The organism is Stenotrophomonas sp. 05L44_2, from assembly GCF_056665995.1.
The window spans coordinates 1-2,714 of sequence record NZ_JBFTNR010000580.1 but is presented as its reverse complement, the minus strand read 5'-3'; the positions used below and the strand labels follow the sequence as shown (position 1 = coordinate 2,714).

Annotated in this window: 3 protein-coding genes; 1 reads left to right on the top strand and 2 read right to left on the bottom strand. The window is 66.7% G+C overall.

Annotation, left to right across the window (positions count from 1 at the left end; genetic code table 11):
• Window positions 1–1,551 (bottom strand): DEAD/DEAH box helicase (locus AC1VAN_RS17695; protein WP_480986332.1); only part of this gene is annotated, 1,551 nt, incomplete at its 3' end.
• Window positions 1,552–1,821: 270 nt separating this feature from the next.
• Here AC1VAN_RS17695 and AC1VAN_RS17690 point away from each other — a divergent pair.
• Window positions 1,822–2,043, top strand: a complete 222-nt coding sequence (locus tag AC1VAN_RS17690) for an RNA-binding S4 domain-containing protein (RefSeq protein ID WP_480986331.1) — start codon at window positions 1,822–1,824, stop codon at window positions 2,041–2,043.
• A gap of 15 nt (window positions 2,044–2,058) precedes the next feature.
• Here the strand turns inward: AC1VAN_RS17690 and AC1VAN_RS17685 are convergent.
• A partial coding sequence (locus AC1VAN_RS17685) for an FAD-dependent monooxygenase (protein WP_480986330.1) occupies window positions 2,059–2,714 on the bottom strand: 656 nt, incomplete at its 5' end.

The window sequence follows — 2,714 nt, the reverse complement described above, 5'->3', positions numbered from 1 at the left end:
ATGCTGGTGGCCGACCGAAATGCGGTAGGTCTCCATGCCCTGCTCCGGTGCACCGCGCGGCGGCACGTCACGGCGCGGGCGCTGCTCGAAGCCACCCTCGGCATCGTCACGACGCGGGCCACGCTCGAAGCGCGGGCCGCGCTCGTTGCGGTCGCCACGTTCCGGGCGCTCAGTGCGCTCGAAACGCTCGCGCGGCGCACGCTCTTCGCGCGGTGCACGCACCGGCGGCTGCAGCAGGAACGGGGTATCGCCCTGCATCATCTTCGCCAGTGCGGCGGCCACTTCGATGGCCGGCACGTTCTGTTCGGACTCGAAACGCTCCAGCAGCTGGCGGTAGAAGTCCAGGCCGCCCTGGCCCAGCGTCTCGGTGATGCGCGAGGTGAACTTGTTGATGCGGTTGTCGTTGACCGCTTCCACGCTCGGCAGCTGCATTTCTTCGATCGGCTGGCGGGTCGCACGCTCGATCTGGCGCAGCATGYCCTTTTCGCGCGGGGTGGCGAACAGGATTGCTTCACCGCTGCGGCCGGCACGGCCGGTACGGCCGATGCGGTGCACGTAGCTTTCGGTGTCGTACGGGATGTCGTAGTTCAGCACGTGGCTGATGCGTTCCACGTCCAGGCCACGAGCAGCCACGTCGGTGGCGACCAGGATGTCCAGCTTGCCTTCCTTCAGCATGGCGATGGTGCGCTCACGCTGGGCCTGCTGCATGTCACCGTTGATGGCGGCAGCGGCCAGGCCACGGGCCTGCAGCTTGCTGGCCAGCTCTTCGGTGCCGGCCTTGGTGCGCGCGAAGACGATCATCGCGTCGAACGGCTCGACTTCGAGGATGCGGGTCAGCGCGTCCAGCTTGTGCATGCCGCTCACCCACCAGTAGCGCTGGCGGATGTTGGCCGAGGTGGTGGTCTTGGTCGCGATGGTGACTTCGACCGGGTCCTTCAGGTAGGTCTGCGCGATACGACGGATGGCCGGCGGCATGGTGGCCGAGAACAGCGCCACCTGGCGCTTCTCCGGCAGCTTCTTCAGCACCGCTTCGACGTCGTCGATGAAACCCATGCGCAGCATTTCATCGGCTTCGTCCAGCACCAGCGTCTTCAGCTCGGACAGGTCCAGCGTGCTGCGGTTCAGATGGTCGATGACGCGGCCGGGGGTACCGACCACGATGTGCACGCCGCGGCGCAGGGCCGTCAGCTGCTGGCCGTACGGCTGGCCGCCGTACACCGGCAGCACGCGGAAACCGGGGATCTTGGAGGAATAGGACTGGAACGCCTCGGCAACCTGGATGGCCAGCTCGCGGGTCGGGGCCAGCACCAGGGCCTGCGGCTTGATCTGCTGCAGGTCGATGTTGGACAGCACCGGCAGCGCGAAGGCCGCGGTCTTGCCGGTACCGGTCTGGGCCTGGCCCAGCACGTCGCGGCCTTCCAGCATCGCCGGGATGGTGGCAGCCTGGATCGGCGACGGCGTTTCGTAGCCGATGGCAGTGACAGCCTGCATGACAGAATCGGACAGGCCGAGCTGCGCGAACTGCAGCTGCGCTTGGGTTTCTTGGGACATGGGGAACTCCGAAGGCACTGCCACGAGCATGGCAGGCGAAAAAAAAGGGGGATTCCGCGCTTTGGGCGCCCTTCTTATCGCGTGCCCTGGCGCTGCTCGGTTGGAGCTGAGGTTTTACTCGCTCAGAGCGGAATGATACCGCACTGTGCCTGAACAAGGTGTACAGGAAGCCAACGGCATGCCGTTACGGCCCGCCGTGGCGCACAATAGGCGCCCATTTTACCGCCGCGGGCCCCTGTCCTGCAGCGCCTGCCCCAGGAWACCCGYTCCATGCAGAYCCTCGAATTYGAMCTSGACRGCGAYTACGTCGARCTCAAGCAGTTGCTSAAGCTGGCCGACCTGGTCACCAGCGGCGGCGAAGCCAAGATGGTCATCAGCGAAGGCCTGGTGCTGGTCGATGGCGAGGTCGAGCTGCGCAAGGCCTGCAAGATCCGCGCAGGCCAGGTGGTCGAGTTCAACGACAGCCAGATCCGCGTCCTGGCCGCCGCGTAAGTCACCGCGTGGCCGTCAGGCCACGCGCTGTGTCAGGTGGGCGGCAATCAACTGCCGGAACGGTGCCACCCCCTGCGCTACCCGCAACCCGGCCGCCCGCAACAGGCGCGCCGGACGACGGTCGTCGGTATACAGGCTGGCAATCGCATTGGTCGCTTCATACAGCGGCCGCGCCGCCAGCCGATGCCCCCGCTGGTAGCGGCCCAGCATGCCGGCCGCGGCGATGTCCGCTCCACGTCGCTGCTGCTCGGCGATGCCCTGCGCCAGCCGCTGCGCGCTGGCCAGGCCCAGGTTGAAACCATGTGCGGTGACCGGGTGCATGCCCACTGCGGCATCACCGATCAGTGCCGAACGTTCGCCGACAAAGCGGTGCGCATATACCCCGACCAGGGGATAGGCCTGTGGCGTGGCCACCGGCTGCATGCGTCCCAGGCGGTGTTCGAAGAAGCCGCTGATGGCCTCCCCGAACGCGATCTCATCCATCGCCAGCAGCGCTTCGATCTGCCGGGGCGGCAGGGTGATCACCGCCGATGCCTGGCCTTCGTTGAGCGGCAGCAGCGCCATCGTGCGGCCATAGCCGAACCACTCCCACGCCGTGTGGTGGTGATCGCGCTCGACCTGCATCCTGCAGACCAGCATCGATTTGCCGAAGTCACGCATCTGCGCACCGA